General features: G+C 73.1%; 15 protein-coding genes, 1 other RNA gene and 2 pseudogenes. 6 read left to right on the plus strand and 12 right to left on the minus strand.

Annotated features, from left to right (window positions below; genetic code table 11):
• Positions 1–1227: a cytochrome P450 gene (locus ACZ6A9_RS06890; protein WP_468979761.1), complete on the plus strand. Its 1227-nt coding sequence runs from the start codon at positions 1–3 to the stop codon at positions 1225–1227.
• Positions 1228–1356: 129 nt separating this feature from the next.
• Here ACZ6A9_RS06890 and ACZ6A9_RS06895 read toward each other — a convergent pair whose 3' ends face one another.
• The 7 genes from ACZ6A9_RS06895 to ACZ6A9_RS06925 form a co-directional block, all read right to left on the minus strand.
• A complete protein-coding gene (locus tag ACZ6A9_RS06895) occupies positions 1357–2619 on the minus strand; it encodes a cytochrome P450 (protein ID WP_468979765.1) in 1263 nt (420 codons plus the stop codon).
• On the minus strand, positions 2616–3233 hold the full coding sequence (locus ACZ6A9_RS06900) for a GTP-binding protein (protein ID WP_037940278.1): 618 nt from the start codon (positions 3231–3233) through the stop codon (positions 2616–2618). The genes ACZ6A9_RS06895 and ACZ6A9_RS06900 overlap by 4 nt, the downstream gene beginning before the upstream one ends.
• On the minus strand, positions 3214–3570 hold the full coding sequence (locus ACZ6A9_RS06905) for a DUF742 domain-containing protein (RefSeq protein WP_228968433.1): 357 nt from the start codon (positions 3568–3570) through the stop codon (positions 3214–3216). Before ACZ6A9_RS06905 ends, ACZ6A9_RS06900 begins: the two co-directional genes overlap by 20 nt.
• Positions 3567–3986, minus strand: coding sequence for a roadblock/LC7 domain-containing protein (locus ACZ6A9_RS06910; protein WP_468979770.1), 420 nt, complete (start codon positions 3984–3986; stop codon positions 3567–3569). The genes ACZ6A9_RS06905 and ACZ6A9_RS06910 overlap by 4 nt, the downstream gene beginning before the upstream one ends.
• A 117-nt stretch (positions 3987–4103) precedes the next feature.
• Positions 4104–5936, minus strand: a complete 1833-nt coding sequence (locus tag ACZ6A9_RS06915; RefSeq protein WP_468979773.1) for a sensor histidine kinase — start codon at positions 5934–5936, stop codon at positions 4104–4106.
• 492 nt (positions 5937–6428) lie between these two features.
• Positions 6429–6644 carry a heavy-metal-associated domain-containing protein gene (locus tag ACZ6A9_RS06920; protein WP_468979777.1) on the minus strand — a complete coding sequence of 72 codons (216 nt, stop codon included), beginning with the start codon at positions 6642–6644 and terminating at the stop codon, positions 6429–6431.
• The gene (locus ACZ6A9_RS06925) at positions 6641–7084 is read right to left on the minus strand and encodes a nuclear transport factor 2 family protein (RefSeq protein WP_468979781.1); all 444 of its coding nucleotides are present in this window, start codon (positions 7082–7084) and stop codon (positions 6641–6643) included. Before ACZ6A9_RS06925 ends, ACZ6A9_RS06920 begins: the two co-directional genes overlap by 4 nt.
• Positions 7085–7180: 96 nt before the next feature.
• Between ACZ6A9_RS06925 and ACZ6A9_RS06930 the strand changes: the two genes are divergently transcribed.
• Positions 7181–7825 carry a TetR/AcrR family transcriptional regulator gene (locus tag ACZ6A9_RS06930; RefSeq protein WP_468979785.1) on the plus strand — a complete coding sequence of 215 codons (645 nt, stop codon included), beginning with the start codon at positions 7181–7183 and terminating at the stop codon, positions 7823–7825.
• 34 nt (positions 7826–7859) lie between these two features.
• Here ACZ6A9_RS06930 and rnpB read toward each other — a convergent pair.
• From rnpB to ACZ6A9_RS06950, 4 genes and pseudogenes are all read right to left on the minus strand, one after another.
• Positions 7860–8261, minus strand: an RNA gene (gene rnpB, locus ACZ6A9_RS06935) — RNase P RNA component class A.
• Positions 8262–8376: 115 nt separating this feature from the next.
• Positions 8377–9156 (minus strand): annotated as a pseudogene (locus ACZ6A9_RS06940) (DMT family transporter); the annotation flags it as partial.
• A 19-nt stretch (positions 9157–9175) separates the two neighbouring features.
• Entirely contained in the window at positions 9176–10012 is an 837-nt protein-coding gene (locus ACZ6A9_RS06945) for an AraC family transcriptional regulator (protein WP_468979788.1), read from the minus strand.
• 32 nt (positions 10013–10044) lie between these two features.
• Positions 10045–10122, minus strand: a pseudogene (locus ACZ6A9_RS06950) (Uma2 family endonuclease); the annotation flags it as partial.
• Positions 10123–10288: 166 nt separating this feature from the next.
• On the opposite strand from ACZ6A9_RS06950, the gene ACZ6A9_RS06955 reads away from it, so the two are divergent.
• The 4 genes from ACZ6A9_RS06955 (at position 10289) to ACZ6A9_RS06970 (ending at position 13256) form a co-directional block, all read left to right on the plus strand.
• Positions 10289–11044 (plus strand): MerR family transcriptional regulator, encoded by a 756-nt coding sequence (locus ACZ6A9_RS06955; protein ID WP_468979791.1) that lies wholly within the window; start codon positions 10289–10291, stop codon positions 11042–11044.
• Between the two features lie 47 nt (positions 11045–11091).
• Entirely contained in the window at positions 11092–11631 is a 540-nt protein-coding gene (locus ACZ6A9_RS06960; RefSeq protein ID WP_468980685.1) for a hypothetical protein, read from the plus strand.
• Positions 11632–11757: 126 nt separating this feature from the next.
• Positions 11758–12540, plus strand: a complete 783-nt coding sequence (yaaA, locus tag ACZ6A9_RS06965) for a peroxide stress protein YaaA (protein ID WP_468979794.1) — start codon at positions 11758–11760, stop codon at positions 12538–12540.
• 68 nt (positions 12541–12608) lie between these two features.
• Complete coding sequence (locus ACZ6A9_RS06970) at positions 12609–13256, plus strand: bifunctional 4-hydroxy-2-oxoglutarate aldolase/2-dehydro-3-deoxy-phosphogluconate aldolase (protein WP_468979799.1); 648 nt, start codon at positions 12609–12611, stop codon at positions 13254–13256.
• On the opposite strand, the gene ACZ6A9_RS06975 is transcribed toward ACZ6A9_RS06970, so the two are convergent.
• Complete coding sequence (locus ACZ6A9_RS06975; RefSeq protein ID WP_468979802.1) at positions 13253–14839, minus strand: bifunctional RNase H/acid phosphatase; 1587 nt, start codon at positions 14837–14839, stop codon at positions 13253–13255. The genes ACZ6A9_RS06970 and ACZ6A9_RS06975 overlap by 4 nt on opposite strands.
• Positions 14840–14852: the final 13 nt, after the last annotated feature.

Below are 14852 nucleotides of genomic sequence, written 5' to 3' on the forward strand. Positions count from 1 at the left end.
ATGTCCACCGCCCAGCAGGTGCCCGACATCCTCTCGCCCGAGTTCGCGGCGAACCCCTACCCCGCCTACCGGGTGATGCGGGAGACCGCGCCCCTCATCTGGCACGAGGCGACGAAGAGCTACATCGTGTCGCGGTACGAGGACGTCGAGCGCGTCTTCAAGGACAAGGCCGGCGAGTTCACCACCGACAACTACGCCTGGCAGATCGAGCCCGTGCACGGCAAGACGATCCTCCAGCTCAGCGGGCGGGAGCACGCCGTGCGCCGGGCCCTGGTCGCCCCCGCGTTCCGCGGCAGCGACCTGGAGCAGAAGTTCCTGCCCGTCATCGAGCGCAACTCCCGCGAGCTGATCGACGCCTTCCGGCACACCGGCTCCGCCGACCTGGTCGCCGACTACGCCACGCGCTTCCCGGTCAACGTCATCGCCGACATGCTGGGCCTGGACAAGGCCGACCACGCGCGTTTCCACCGCTGGTACACGGCCGTCATCGCGTTCCTCGGGAACCTGTCGGGCGACCCGGAGGTGACGGCGGCGGGCGAGCGCACCCGGGTGGAGTTCGCCGAGTACATGCTGCCGATCATCCGGGAGCGCCGCGAGAACCTGGGCGACGACCTGCTGTCCGCGCTGTGCGCCGCCGAGGTGGACGGGGTGCGGATGAGCGACGAGGACGTCAAGGCGTTCTGCAGTCTGCTGCTCGCCGCCGGCGGGGAGACCACCGACAAGGCCATCGCGGGCATCTTCGCGAACCTGCTGCTCCACCCCGACCAGCTCGCCGCCGTCCGCGCGGACCGCTCGCTGATCCCCCGTGCCTTCGCCGAGACCCTGCGGTTCACCCCGCCCGTGCACATGATCATGCGGCAGTCCGCGACGGAGGTGGAGCTCAGCGGCGGCACCATACCCGCGGGCGCCACCGTCACCTGTCTGATAGGTGCCGCCAACCGCGACGAGAGCCGCTACGCCGATCCCGACCGCTTCGACATCTTCCGCGACGATCTCACCACCACGACCGCCTTCTCCGCCGCCGCCGACCACCTCGCCTTCGCGCTCGGCCGGCACTTCTGCGTCGGCGCGCTGCTGGCCAAGGCGGAGGTGGAGACCGGCGTCGGCCAGCTCCTCGACGCCATGCCGGACATGCGCCTCGCCGACGGCTTCGAACCGGCCGAGCAGGGCGTGTTCACCCGCGGTCCGCAGCGCCTCCCGGTGCACTTCACCCCCGTGACCGGCTGACCCGGCCAGACGGTCCACACCGGCGCGCCCGGCCCGTACGGCGATCCGTACGGGCCCCCTCCGTACGGGTCACCCCGTACCGGCTGCCCGCTCCAGGTACCCCGTCCCCGGCCGAGAGGCCGAGGCCCGCTACTGCATCACCGGCGTGAACCGCACCGGGAGCGCGCTCAGGCCCCGCATCCAGATCGACGGACGCCAGCTCAGCTCCGCCGGGTCCGCGGCGAGGACCAGGTCGGGAAGCCGCTCCAGCAGCGTCTCGACCGCCGTGCGCGCCATCACGTCCGCCAGCAGGGGCGCCGGGTAGGGGCAGCGGTGCTCGCCGTTGCTGAACGACAGGTGCGCGGCGTTCTCCGCCCCGACGTGCCCCTCGGGCCAGATCTGCGGGTCGGTGTTGGCCGCGGCCAGCCCCAGCACCAGGCAGTCGCCGGCCCTGATCTGCCGGCCGCCCAGCTGGACGTCCCGCACGGCCCACCGCCCGATGAAGTTCTGCGTCGGCGTGTCCAGCCACAGCACCTCGTTGAGCGCCTCACCGACGCTGAGCCTGCCGCCCGACACGTTCACGGCGAACCGCTCGTCCGTCAGCAGCAGGCGCAGCGTGTTGCAGATCCAGTTCCCCGTCGGCTGCTGCGCCGCCGCGATCACCGAGATCAGGTCCTGGACGATCTCCTCGTCCGTCAGTCCCGCCGGGTGGGTCAGCATGCGCGAGGTGACGTCCGGGCCGGGGGCGGCCCGCTTGTCCTTCACCAGCTGCCGCAGCCGCTCACCCACCCGCCCGTACGCCGCGACCGGGTCGTCGCCCTCCCCGGCGTCCAGCGAGATCCGCAGGTCGTCGACGAGCCGGCGGGTGTCCTCGCCCGAGGTCGGCATGCCGCACATCTGCACCACGGCCCGCATGGGCAGGGCGTGCGCGAAGTCCGCCATCAGCTCCGCCTGGCCGCTGCCGGCGAAGCGGGCGATGAGGTCGTCGGCGATCAGCCGGCAGTCGTGCGACAGCTCGAACTGGTCGACGCCCTCCAGTGCCTCGGTGATCACTCCGGCCCGCCGCCGGTGGTCCTCGCCCTCGGTGAACAGCACCGACGGCTGGTACCCGACGAAGGGCAGCAGCGGCCAGTCGGGCGGGATGTTCTCCCACTGGTTCCAGCGCCGCGAGTCGCGCGCGAACAGCTCGTCGTGGCTGGTGACGTACGTGACCTCGGAGTAACCGAGGACCAGCCAGGCGGGGATGTCGCCGTCGAGCAGCACCGGCGCGAGGGGGCCGTGTTCCCGGCGCAGCGCGCGGTAGAGCTGCGACGGCGTCTGCTGGTACTCGAGCCCTCCCAGGCGTACCGCGCCGGTGTGGGCGGGGCAGCCCGGGGGCGCCGGGTGGGCGGAGGGGTAGCCGGAGTCGGTCACAGTGTCGCCTCCTGGGCGATGGCCATGTCGTGGAGGTGGTTGACGAGGGTGATCAGCACGTCCTTGCCGGACTGCCTGACCCGCGCGTCGCAGTCGACCATCGGCACGTGCGCGGGCAGGGCGAGCGCCTGGCGGATCTCGTCCAGGGAGTACCGGGCGGTGTCGTCGTCGAACCGGTTCACGGCCACCACGAAGGGCGTGCGGTGGTGTTCCAGCCTGTCTATCGCGTACCAGGAGTCGTCCATCCGGCGCGTGTCCACAAGGACGACGGCGCCCAGGGTGCCGGAGAACAGCCTGTCCCACAGGAACCAGAAGCGCTCCTGCCCGGGCGCCCCGAACAGGTACAAGACCATGCGCTCGTTGAGGCTGATCCGCCCGAAGTCGAAGGCGACCGTCGTGGTGGTCTTCGTCGCCACCGCGCCGGGCTCGTCGACGCCCACACCCGCCTGGGTCATCACCTCCTCGGTGTTGAGCGGCCGTATCTCGCTCACGGAGCGGACCAGGGTCGTCTTGCCGACGCCGAACCCCCCGACGACGACGATCTTCAGACCGGTCTCCGCGGTGTCGTTCAGCGGCGTGCGGTGGGAGGGCAGCTCAGAGGTTGCGGAGCCCATGGAGCACCTCTTGGAGTAGAGCGGAATCGGGCATGGAGGCGACGGACGGTGCCGCGCGCGGATGGCGGGCGGTGATGCGGCCCGTGTCCTGCAGGTCACCGAGCAGGATCCGCACCACCGTGACCGGCAACCCGAGCTCCGCGGCGATCTCGACGACGGCGGTGGGGTGCCGGCACAGCTCCAGGATCCGGGCGTGCTCCGACTGCATCCCCGGCACCGGCGCGCTCTCGCTGACCACGAGGGTGACCAGGTCGAAGGAGTCGTCGGCGCGGCTGCGTCCCCCGGTCACGGTGTAGAGCCGGTCGGGGTCGCCCGTGTCGACGGGTTTGCGCGTCACGACGTGCCGCTCACGGCGGCCGGGTCCCGGGGCTCGGCCCGCAGGTGCTCGCCGATCTGCTCGACCAGCTCCGTCATCTGGTGGCCGACCACTCCGGGATCGGCGTCCTCCCCGGCGACGACGGCGAGGTGCGCGCCCTGGCCGGCCTCCACGATGAACAGCAGGCCGCCGTGGAATTCGGTCATCGACTGCCGGACGCCGCCGGATCCGTCGCCGAACTCCATGGAGGCCCCCTGGGCGAGGGCCTGGATGCCGGAGCAGATCGCCGCCAGCTGGTCGGCCCGGTCGAGCGTCAGGTGCTCGCTCCAGCAGAGCTTGAGGCCGTCACGGGACAGGACCAGGGCGTGCCGCGCGCCGGGCGTCTGCTCCAGGAGGCTGTGCAGGAGCCAGCTGAGGCTGTTGTCGGTGGTCTGCATGGTGGGTGATGGGACGGTGGTGTCCGGCTGACCGGTCACCGGCCCGTACCTCCTATCTCACGAACTGGGGCGGGGCGGGGCGCCGTCGCCCCGGACTCCGTACGGGAAGGACTGGGACTAGGGAGCCGCCGGCGGCTCGGCCCCGGGGCGCGCCCCCGGTCCGGCGGTGCCGTTTCCGGACTGCCGTGCGCGGTGGAAGGCCCCGAACCGGGAGCCCGCGTCGCGTGCGGGGCGCCGCGTCGCCGGTACGTCACCGGTCTGCCCGGACGCCCGCATCCGCTGCTCGCGTTCGCGCTCCGCCTCGGCCATGGTGCGGCCGGGGGCGCGGACCGGCAGACCGTTCGGCGTGGTGCCGCCGGGCCGCCGGTGCCGTCCCTGTTCGGGCAGTTCGGGGCGTGCGGCGGGGCTGCCGGTTTCCGGGGACCGGTCGGTGACCGCGAACGGGTCCGTGGCGGCGGGCAGTTCCGCGGCGGCGGCCGGACGTGCGACCGGCGGCAGTTCCGGGGCCGCGGGGCGGGCAGGGGCCTCGCGTGAGAGGGCCGGCGCGGGGGCGGGTGTGGCCATCGCGGCGGGCCGGGGGGCCGCTTCGTGCGGGGCCAGGTCGCGCTGCTGGGCGAGCAGGTCCAGGGGCAGCAGGACGACGACGCCGGTGCCGCCGCGGGAGGAGGGGCGGTAGTTGACGCTGATGCCGTACTTCGCCGCGATCCGCCCCACCACGGCCAGGCCGAGCCGGGTGCCCTGGAGCGAGGCGAGGTCGGTGACGCGGCCGGCCACGGCCTCCTCGGCGCGGCGCATCGCCGCGTCCGCCATCTTCAGGCCGCTGTCCTCGATGGTGACGACGATGCCCGCGCTGCGGTCCTCGACGTAGACGTGCACCTGGTCGATGGGCGGGGAGAAGTTCGCGGCGTTGTCCATCAGCTCGGCGAGCAGGTGCATCACGCCTTCCGCGGCGAAGCCGGAGACCGCGGCGCGGGTGGAGCAGTGCAGGCGCACCCGCTGGTAGGCGGCGATGCGGCCGACGGCGCCGCGCAGGATGCTCTCCATCACGATCGGCTTGTTCCAGGCGCGGCTGGACCTGCCTCCCATGAGCAGGGCCAGCCGGTCGGTCATCAGGCCCAGCTGGGAGGTGCTGTGGTCCAGCTTCAGCAGGTCGCCGAAGACCTCCTCGCCGTGCCGCTCCTGCATCTCCCGCAGGTCGGCGAGCATTCTCACGGCCTTGGCCTGGACGCGGCTGAGGGCCTTGGCGGAGGCGGCCTGAGCGGCGGCGGCGCGCCGCTCGCTGTGGGCGAGCTCGCGGACGAACGACTCGGCGGGGGTGCGCACCGCGGGCAGTCCGGGCAGTTCGACCTCGGCGAGGACGGTGGCGGCGGACCGGCCGTCGCGCAGCCGGGTGATCGCGGCGGGCAGCGTCTCGCGCGCGAGCCGCTCCAGCTCCGCCAGGGTCCGGTCCAGTTCGTGCCGGGTCTTGCGGTACTCGCCGTCCAGGGCGGCCGCCCTGCGCACGTCCTCCTCGACGGTGGTGGCGAAGGCGTGCGTGAGCCGCTGCAACTGCGGGTCCGACGGCGGCGGCACACTGCCCAGCACGTCGGTGGCGGCCGAGCCCTCCCGCAGCCGGGTGGTGACGGCGGGCAGCGTCACACCGGCCAGGTGCGAGATCTCGGCCGAGCGCCGGGCGGCCTCCGCCGCGAGACGGCTTTTGTCCGCCTCCTGCTCGGCGGCCGCTCTCCGGGCCCGGTGGACGAGCCGGTGACCGGCGAGGACGGTGACGGCCACACACACCCAGGCGGCGGCCACGACGGCCAGGGTCCAGGTGAAGGCGTCGGACGGTGCCAGGGCGAGCGCCGCGCCCGAGGCGGCGGCGCTCGCCACCAGCACGGCCGACGGCACGGCGAACGAGGTGCGCGGCGCCCCCACCGGTTGATGCTGGCTGGGCGAAGCAGGCACTGGCATGGAGCGGTCCCTCGGTCTGTGCGAGCAGGGGAATCGGGGCGGCGGCACAGGGCGGCCGCGGGCCGGAAGGGAGGTCAGCCAACGGGAGGGCGATCTTCCGACCACGTACGGCTCATGCTAGTCACGCCGCTGTGCGGGAAGACGCCGTCGAGGGCATAGTCCGTCGGCATTCCGGGTTTCGTCGTGAACCCATCGCCCGTACGTCCCCCTGTGGTATCCGGGGACGCGGGCGGGGCCGCCCGAAGGAAGCGGCAGCACACGGGAGAAGTGCTCTGACGGAGCGTCATGTGATGTCAGAAGAAAGGCACTTACTGATCAAACCACTCAAGCGGGTGACCGAATTTCGGCCAACTATGCGCGTTGGACGCCCTGTTCGCGCGCGGACCGCGACAGCGACCGGCACGCCCGAAGTGCGGACATGCCGCTGATCGTGAAGGTTCGGTGATAGAGGCCCGCCCCCCACCACCGTACCCCCAACTCGTTGGCGATCTCTTAGCCCAACCGGTCGTCGAGTTCATAGCCGGCTTCCTCGACGGCAGCACGCACGTCCGCGATGCCGAGATCCCTGTCGCTGGTCACCGTGACCTCACATCTGTCGACGTTCACCGCCACGGCGATGACGCCGGCGACGCGTTCGATCTCCTCGGTGACGAAGTCCGCGCAGCGTTCGCAGGCCATTCCACTCACGGTGTAGGTGCTCTCGGTCATGCCGGCCGCACCTGCCCCTCGGGCACCTCGGGCGTCGGCTGCCCCGGGCCCGCGTCCGACGGGACGGTGCGGGTGAGGATGTGCGCCCGGCGCATCCGCCCGTCATCCGTGAACTGAGCGAACATGTGCGTCTCGATGGTGAGGGCTCTCTTGCGGTTCTGTACGTACAAGGTGGACCGGACGGCGATCCGGTCCCCGTTCACCAGCGCTTCGTGCACATCCCAGCGGCCGCTGGGCCGGTTCTTGCGCACCGGGCGGGTGTGTGCGATGAGCTTGTCCCGGTCCATCCGGTGACCGTCGGCGATCTGGACGATGTCGGGCGTGTGATAGCGGTCGACGATCAGTCCCGGATCCTCGTCGCTGTTCAGGATGTCGTTGTGGAAGGACGCGAAGAAGTCGGCGATGAACTGCTTGGGGTCGATGTCCTCGAACGGACTCATGATGCTCCCGTCACACCCGTCACACTGCTGGCCGGCCCACCATCTCTTACAGTCTGTAAGATATCCACGCCCCGCAACCTTGACAAGGTGTAAGAGATGACTCCGCGCCAGACCCCGCATCGCCGCGCCGACGCTCAACGCAGCAGGGCCGCCATCCTGGACGCGGCGGTCCGGCTCCTGAACACACACCCCGACACCAGCATCGAAGTCATCGCCACCGCCGCGGGCGTGACTCGCCAGACCGTCTACGCCCACTTCCCCTCGCGGGAACACCTGCTGACAGCCGCCCTCGACCGGATCACCGATGAAGCGGTCGCCGCGATGGACGCCGCAGGCCTTGACACCGGACCCGCCACGGATGCCCTGCTGCGACTGCTCGATGCCAGCAACCGGACAGCCGGGCGCTATCCCGTCCTGCTCCGGAAGATCAGCCTGCTGCCCGTTGATCCGCACACCGAGCACGAACGCCACGCGCCGGTCGCCGACCGGCTGAAGCGGGTGATCCGGCGCGGTCAGGAGACCGGGGAATTCGACAGCCGACTCCCACCTGACTGGCTCGTCACCGTCACCATCACGCTCGGCCACGCCGCGAGTGGCGAGGTGGACGCCGGCCGGATGTCCGGCGAGGAGGCAGCGGAAGCCCTCCACACCAGCCTGCTCCGCGTACTGGGCGCAGTCGGCGCGCAGCTTCCCCGGCCCCACGGGAGCGTGCCCCCAGACGAGCACGGCCCGAGGGCCTGACCAGGACATTGAGTCCTCTTCAGGCCCTCGGCACGAGACGAGTCGGGCTGTACGCCGGGTTCTGTTCCCGGGATTCCTCGCGGAGTCCCGGGCGACGGCCATCCATCTAGGGCCGGTGTTGCCACCGGCCTCGTGCGGTCTACCCGCGGACTCGGGCGGGCAGCCCTCGAACGTCCGCGCAGAGACGCCGAGGCGTCTCCTCTTGACCTTGCTCCGGGTGGGGTTTACCTAGCCGCCTGAGTCACCTCAGGCGCTGGTGGTCTCTTACACCACCGTTTCACCCTTACCGAGGACCGAGGTCCCCGGCGGTCTGCTTTCTGTGGCACTGTCCCGCGGGTCACCCCGGGTGGCCGTTAGCCACCACCCTGCCCTGTGGAGCCCGGACGTTCCTCGGGAAGTCCCGTGAGGGACTCCACGCGGCCGCCCGCCCGGCTCGTCTGCCGTGTCGACCATGATACCGGGCGTGAGCGGCGCTTCGGCGCGGTGGCCGTGGCCAGGACCGAGCCGGTGAGGATCAGCGCGAAGGCGGCCAGGACCGGACCGGTCAGGGGTTCGTCCAGGAAGAGGGCTCCGGCGGCCACGGCGATCGCCGGATTGACGTACGTGATCACCGAGGCGCGGATCGGTCCGGCCTCCTTGATGAGTTCGAGGAAGGCGACGAAGGCGATCGCCGTGCAGACCACGCCGAGAGCGGTCAGGGCGGCGAGCGTCTCGGCCGGGGGCAGGGCCGCCGGGCGGGTGGTGACCGCCGCGGGAGCGTAGACCAGGGCGGCCAGGGCGAGACAGGGCGTGATGAGGTGCAGCGTCGGGACGTCCCTGAGGTGGCGGTCGGCGATCAGCGGGGCGGTGGCGTAGCCGATGACCGTGACCAGGACCTCCGCCAGGGACAGCGCGTCGCCCCCGGCCAGGTGGGGGACGGTGAGGACGCCCACGCCGCCGAGGCCGAGTGCGAGGCCGGTGACGCGGCGGGCGCCCAGCGGCTCCGCCGCGCCGAAGAAGCGGGACAGCAGGACGCCGACGATGGGTACGCCCGCGATCAGCAGGCCGGCCGTGGAGCTGGAGAGGTGGCGCTCGGCGTCGGTCAGGGTGTACCAGGGGCCGACGATCTCGATGACCGCGAACGCCAGCATCGGCTTCCAGTGCGTCCGTACGTTCCGGGTCAGCCCCCGTTGCCGCAGGGCGAAGGGGAGCAGGAGCAGCGCGCCGAGGGCGCAGCGGGCGAAGACCACCGCCGACGGGGACATCTCGTCCACCGCCACTTTGATGAGCAGGTAGGGGATGCCCCAGACCACTCCCATCAGGGAGAACAGGAACCAGCCGCGTGCAGTCATGCGGTGAGTGTCGGTCCGTTCAACGCCCGGCGTCTTGAACGCTGTTGCGGTACGCGGCCGGGGTCACCCCGAGGACGCGGCGGAACCAGCGGGTCAGGTGCGCCTGGTCGGCGAAGCCGACGAGGCCGGCCACTTCGGCGGGGCGCCTGCCGGCGTCCAGCAGGGCGCGGGCCCGGACCACCCGGTGCTGGGCGAGCCAGGCGTACGGCGGCACCCCCATCGTCGTGCGGAACGCGCGGAGCAGCTGGTAGCGGGAGAGACCGAAGTCGGCGGCGAGTGCGGCGAGGGAGGGAGGGGCGAGCACGTCGTCGGCGAGGCGGTCGCGGACGGCGAGCGCGATGGGGCCGGCGCCGGGGACGGTGTCGTCGCCCGCGCGGGACGTGGAGTGGCGGCGGGTGAGCGCGGTGAGCAGCCAGGGGAGGCGGGACTCGGCCTCCAGGGGGTCGGGGTGGGCGCTCAGGTCGGTGTGGGCGTGGCGCAGGGCGGCGGCCAGTTCGGGGTCGTCGAGGACGGGCTCCCGGAAGTGCGGGGACCCACCGCCGTCGAGGGTGCCGTCGGCGAGGAGGGCGGGGGCGGCGTAGAGGGCCCGGTAGGAGTAGCCGTCGGGGGAGGCCGGGCCGCCGGTGTGCATCTCGCCGGGTTCCAGGACGACGATCGTGCCCGGTCCGGACACGATGCGTCCGCCCCGGTAGGCGATGGTCTCCAGCCCGCCGGTGGTGACCCCGACGGTGAACTCGTCGTGCGCGTGGGGGGCGTACTCGTGCCGGTCGAAGCGGGCGGTGAGCAGGTCCAGGGGAGGACCGCACCGGCCGAGGCGTGCCCTGGTCCAGCTGGCCTGTTCCCTTGCTTCTGTCACCGCGCACCCCCGCCCACAGGGGATCAGAGGAAGTCCGCGGTGTCCAGGGCGAGGAACCCCTCCAGCAGGACATCCGCTTGCGAGAGCGGCTCGTGGGCCATGGCAGTCATGTCACGCCCCTCCTTCGGTCGCTCGCCGGACTCGGGCATCGGATGATCACCTGTCCGTGAGATCGGGAACCGTTCCCTCGATCGTGGCACGGCATCACGGTTGCCGTCAGGCGCGCCACGGCCGACCGCTTGACCCTGCCGCAGCGTCAACGTTTCTACTGGTGGCATGCGGATCGGAGAGCTTGCCGCGACCGTCGGGGTCACCACGCGGGCGGTGCGGCATTACCACCAGCTGGGGCTGTTGCCGGAGCCGGAGCGGCTGGGCAACGGGTATCGGGACTACACGCTGCGGCACGCGGTCGTGCTGGCGCGGGTCAGGCGGCTGACGGAGCTGGGGCTGGGGCTGGCCGAGGTGCGGGACGTGCTGGCGGACGACGCCGGGAAGGACCTGGCCGAGGTGCTGACGGAGCTGGACGAGGACCTGGCGCGGCAGGAGGCGGCGATCAGGGAGCGGCGGGCGCGGCTGCGGGGACTGCTGGAGTCGGGGGACGGGCCGAGCGGGGAGGGGCCGGTGTCGCCGGAACTGGCGGCGCTGTTCCGGGAGGTGGGGCGGGTCGACGGCTCGGCCATGGCGGCCAAGGACCGTGAGCTGCTCGCGCTCATCGAAAACTCGGCGCCGCCCGGGGAGCGGCGGCGGCTGATGGAGCTGCTCGGTGGTGTGGTGGGCGCCGCGGGTGGGGCGGAGCGGGCCGTGGGCCTGTACCGGATGCTCGATGCGCTCGCCGGGGTCGAGCCGGACGACCCGCGGGTGGCGGAGGCCGCGCGGGAGCTCGCCGCGTGCGTGCCCGCGGAGCTGGTGTCGCAGGGCACGGAGCTCGACGAGGGGGGCAGCTTCCTGCGGGCCTTCTACGCCGACTTCGCTCCCGGGCAGGCGGAGGCGATCCGGCGGGCGCTGCGGATCGCCGCGGAGGGCGGGCCGTGAGCGCGGTGCGGGTGGGGCTGGCGCTGGCGCGGCACGAGGCGCGGCTGATGGCGAGTCTGGCGCTGTGGTCGGCGCGGCGCACGCACGGCACCGGCGGTGGCGGTACGGCGTTCGGGTACGCGCGCGGGCAGACGGCCGTGATGCTCGGGTTCGCGTTCGTGTGCGTGGTCGAGACGGTGGCGATGTCCGTGCTGCTGAGCGACTGGCCGACGGTGCACGCGGTGGTGCTCTTCCTGGACGTCTACACCGTGGTCTTCGTCGTCGCGCTGCACGCCGCGTCCGTCGTCCGTCCGCATGTGGTGGACGGGGACGCGCTGCGGGTACGGCGGGCCGTGCACGTCGATCTGCGGATACCGGTGGAGCGGATCGGCGCCGTCCGGCGTGAGCTGCGGATGACGCACGAGGCGGCGGACGGCGTCCTTGACCTGGCCGTGGGTGCGCAGACGAACGTCACGGTGGAGCTGACCGGGCCGGTCACCCACGTGACCCTCTTCGGCGGCCGTCGCGACGTCTCGATGGTGCGCCTGCACGCGGACGACCCCGACGGGCTCGTACGGGCTCTGGCCGCCGGGCCTGCCCCGGCGTGATCCGGGCTCCGGCCGCCGGGCCTGCCCCGGCGTGATCCCGGCCGCGGCTTCCCCGCGCCACGGTGCCGCGCGGGACGTACCGACCCACGCCGTACCCTGGCTGACGGGTTCGATGAAGGAGTACGTGTGCTTGTCCTGCTGCCGCCGTCCGAAGGCAAGGCCGCTTCCGGCCGCGGTGCCCCGCTGAGGCTCGAGTCGCTGTCGCTGCCGGGTCTGACGGCGGCGCGGGAGACGGTGCTCGAGGAGCTGGTGGAGCTGTGCGCCGCGGACGAGGAGAAGGCGCGCGAGGTGCTGGGGCTCAGCGAAGGGCTGCGGGGCGAGGTCGCGAAGAACGCGGGGCTGCGGACCGCGGGGGCCCGGCCTGCCAGGGAGATCTACACCGGGGTGCTGTACGACGCCCTGGACCTGGCGACCCTCGACAGGGCGGCGAAGCGGCGGGCGGCGGCGTCGCTGCTGGTCTTCTCCGGGCTGTGGGGCGCGGTGCGGGTCACCGACAGGATCCCCTCCTACCGCTGCTCGATGGACGTGAAGCTGCCCGGTCTCGGGGCGCTGGGCGGGTACTGGCGCGCGCCGATGGCGGAGGTGCTGCCCGAGGCGGCGGGCGGCGGGCTCGTCCTCGACCTGCGGTCAGCGGCGTACGCGACGGCCTGGCGGCCGAAGGGCGAGGTGGCCGGCCGGACGGCGACGGTGCGCGTGCTGCACGCGCCGACCCGGAAGGTGGTCAGCCACTTCAACAAGGCGACCAAGGGCCGGATCGTGCGGAGTCTGCTGACGGCCGGGGCTGCCCCGAGGAACCCGGCCGGGCTGGTGGAGGCGCTGCGGGACCTCGGGTACGAGGTGGAGGCGACGGCGCCCGCCAGGGCGGGGGCGGCCTGGGCGCTGGACGTGCTGGTGGACGAGGTGCACTGAATCCGCCCCGTTGCACTTAATGCAACGCGCTTTGCGAAGGGTGCACCGTCGGCGGCAGGATGACGGGCATGAGCTCTCCCCTGCCCTCCTCCCCCGCTTCCGCCTCCGTGCTGGACCTCGCGCCCGTCCTGCCCGTCGTCGTGATCGACGACGCCTCCGACGCCGTACCGCTGGCGCGGGCGCTGGTGGCCGGAGGGCTGCCGGCGATCGAGGTGACGCTGCGGACGCCCGCCGCTCTCGACGCGATCCGGGCGATCGCCGGCGAGGTGCCGGAGGCCGTGGTCGGGGCCGGCACGCTGATCACGCCGGAGCAGGTGGACGAGGTGGTGGCGGCCGGGGCACGGTTCCTGGTCAGCCCGGGGTGGACGGACGTCCTGCTCGACGCCATGCGGGCGTCCGGGGTGCCGTTCCTGCCGGGGGTGTCCACTGCTTCCGAAGTGGTGGCACTCCTTGAGCGGGGGGTGCGGGAGATGAAGTTCTTCCCGGCGCAGGCGGCGGGCGGCACGGCGTATCTGACATCGCTCGCCGGGCCGCTCCCGCAGGCCCGCTTCTGCCCCACGGGCGGTGTCGGCCCCGAGTCCGCTCCGGACTATCTCGCGCTGCCCAACGTCGGCTGTGTGGGCGGCAGCTGGATGCTCCCGGCGGACGCGGTGGCCGCCCGGGACTGGGCGCGGGTCGAGGGGCTGGCGCGGGAGGCGGCGGGGCTGAGGTCCTAGCGCAGGTGCGAGGTGTCGTTGAACAGGCGGACGCTGGCGTTGCCGTCGGCGTAGTACGCCACGGCGGAGAGCGAGGCCGCCGACAGTTCCATCCGGAACAGTGCCTCGGGCGGGGCGCCCAGGGCGAGCCGGATGAACGTCTTGATCGGTGTGACATGGGTGACGAGCAGCACCGTGCGTCCGGCGTACGCGGTGATCAGCCGGTCACGGGCGGCGGCGACCCGGGCGGCGGTGGCCGCGAAGCTCTCGCCGCCGCCGGTGGGTTCGGCGTCCGGGGAGGACAGCCAGGCGTTCAGGTCGTCGGGGTGGCGCTCGCGGACCTCGCCGAAGGTGAGGCCCTCCCAGGCGCCGAAGTCCGTCTCGCGCAGCCCGTCGTCCACGTCCACCCCGAGACCGAGGCGGGCGGCGACGATGCCGGCGGTCTCGCGGGTACGGGCGAGGGGTGAGGCGACGACCGCCTGGACGGTGCCGCGCCGGGCGAGGAACTCGGCGACCCTCTCGGCCTGCTCCCGGCCGACGCCGGAGAGGGAGGGGTCGCTGCCGCCGCTTCCCGAGAAACGCTTCTGCGGTGTCAGCGGGGTCTCCCCGTGCCGCAGCAGGACGAAGGTGGCCGGCGCCCCCATGTCGGCGGGCGCCCAGCCGGCGCTCGGGGTGGCGACGGCCTGCGCGGCCCGCCGGTCGGCGTCGGCCCCGGTCCCGGCCCCGGCCCCGGCCCCGGCCCCGGCTCCAGCTCCAGCTCCAGCTCCAGCTCCAGCTCCAGCTCCAGCTCCAGCTCCAGCAGCGTCCGGGGCGAGGCCGCTCCCGGCGGTCGGCCCGGCGTCCGTGCCCGGCTCACCGGCCGCTGAGGCCCCGGCCCGCACCGCGCCCCGAGCGAGGGCTTCCGCCGTGCCCGACGGGACACGTCCGTCCCCGGTCTCCGTCCCGGCCGACGGGACCTTTCCATCCCCGGAATCCTCGGCCCCCGCGGACGCGCTCCCACCCGGTGCCGGCCGCGCCCCGGCTTCCGGCCGCTCCCCGCCGACGTCGGCGCCCCCGGAGGCCGACGCCAGGGCCGCGCGGACGCGCGCCGCGCCCGCGGCCGCGTCGGCCGGCGGGGCCGGGGCGGCGGGCGGGGCCGGGGCGGCGGGCGGGGTGTCCAGGTCGGCCCGGGACGCCGCGGGCGACCACGCCTCGCCCCGCTTGCCCGCGTCCATCGCCTCGTTGGCGAGGCGGTCGGCGTGCTTGTTCCGTTCGCGGGGGATCCACTCGTACGTCACCCGCTCCCGCGGGAAGGCGCGCGCCGCCTCCGCCGCGAGCGGCTTCATCGCCGGGTGCTTGATCTTCCAGCGGCCCGTCATCTGCTCGATGACGAGCTTGGAGTCCATCCGCACGTGGACCCGCGCCTGCGGGTCCAGTTCACGGGCGGCGTTCAGACCGGCCACCAGACCCCGGTACTCGGCGACGTTGTTGGTGGCGACACCGAGGTACTCGGCCGCCTCCACCAGGGTCTCCCCCGTCACCGCGTCGCTCACCACGGCCCCGTAGCCGGCCGGTCCCGGGTTGCCCCGCGACCCGCCGTCCGCCTCGACGATGAACTCCCGCACAGCCGAACCCGCC

The organism is Streptomyces sp. NPDC041124 (genome assembly GCF_055592385.1).

What these genes read in the sequence shown, in the direction of transcription:
- ACZ6A9_RS06890 (WP_468979761.1), top strand. Translation starts at nt 1, where the DNA reads ATGTCCACCGCCCAGCAGGTGCCCGACATCCTCTCGCCCGAGTTCGCG.
- ACZ6A9_RS06900 (WP_037940278.1), bottom strand. Translation starts at nt 3,233, where the DNA reads ATGGGCTCCGCAACCTCTGAGCTGCCCTCCCACCGCACGCCGCTGAAC.
- ACZ6A9_RS06910 (WP_468979770.1), bottom strand. Translation starts at nt 3,986, where the DNA reads ATGCAGACCACCGACAACAGCCTCAGCTGGCTCCTGCACAGCCTCCTG.
- ACZ6A9_RS06915 (WP_468979773.1), bottom strand. Translation starts at nt 5,936, where the DNA reads ATGCCAGTGCCTGCTTCGCCCAGCCAGCATCAACCGGTGGGGGCGCCG.
- ACZ6A9_RS06920 (WP_468979777.1), bottom strand. Translation starts at nt 6,644, where the DNA reads ATGACCGAGAGCACCTACACCGTGAGTGGAATGGCCTGCGAACGCTGC.
- ACZ6A9_RS06925 (WP_468979781.1), bottom strand. Translation starts at nt 7,084, where the DNA reads ATGAGTCCGTTCGAGGACATCGACCCCAAGCAGTTCATCGCCGACTTC.
- ACZ6A9_RS06930 (WP_468979785.1), top strand. Translation starts at nt 7,181, where the DNA reads ATGACTCCGCGCCAGACCCCGCATCGCCGCGCCGACGCTCAACGCAGC.
- ACZ6A9_RS06955 (WP_468979791.1), top strand. Translation starts at nt 10,289, where the DNA reads ATGCGGATCGGAGAGCTTGCCGCGACCGTCGGGGTCACCACGCGGGCG.
- ACZ6A9_RS06960 (WP_468980685.1), top strand. Translation starts at nt 11,092, where the DNA reads ATGGCGAGTCTGGCGCTGTGGTCGGCGCGGCGCACGCACGGCACCGGC.
- ACZ6A9_RS06970 (WP_468979799.1), top strand. Translation starts at nt 12,609, where the DNA reads ATGAGCTCTCCCCTGCCCTCCTCCCCCGCTTCCGCCTCCGTGCTGGAC.